This window comes from Mesorhizobium sp. BHbdii (genome assembly GCF_053848045.1).
In genome coordinates this window covers 1-492 of the sequence record NZ_JBSPKX010000151.1, presented here as the reverse complement: position 1 = coordinate 492, position 492 = coordinate 1, and the positions used below count along the sequence as shown (strand labels likewise).

At 63.4% G+C, this 492-nt stretch carries 1 protein-coding gene; it reads right to left on the bottom strand.

Annotated elements, in window-relative coordinates:
• Window positions 1-492: zinc-binding dehydrogenase (locus ACWTU8_RS32335; protein WP_455851313.1), on the bottom strand; the 492-nt coding region annotated here is incomplete at both ends.

The window sequence follows — 492 nt, the reverse complement described above, 5'->3', positions numbered from 1 at the left end:
CGCCGGACCGCGCCGCTCTTTGAATTGCCGCATCCATTCGCTCAGCCAGAAACCCTCTATATGCTTGTGCTGGAAGATCAGTTGGCCGGGTTCGCGGATGATGGTGGCATCCGGGTCGAGCCGGCCGTAGATGATCCAGCGCGCCCGTTTCGGCATCGCATTGAAGATGGCCGAGGCCAGCGGCCCGGTGACCGCATCGAGGAAGATGCGCGGTTGTTCCGCCTTCATCACCTCGCGCAGCGTGGCCTCGAAATCCGGCGCCGGCTCGTTGAGCACATGGGCAGCGCCGAGCTCATTCAGCAGCGCGATCTGCTCATCGCGGCGCACGGTGACGATAGGCCGAAACCCTTCCTCCTTGGCCAGGCCGATGATCAGCTTGCAAAGCTGGCTGGCGCCGGCGGTCATGACGAAGGCCTTTTCCCCCTCCTGCTTGACGATGTCGAACATGGCGATGGCGGTGAGCGGATTGACGATCATCGCCGCGCCGTCTTC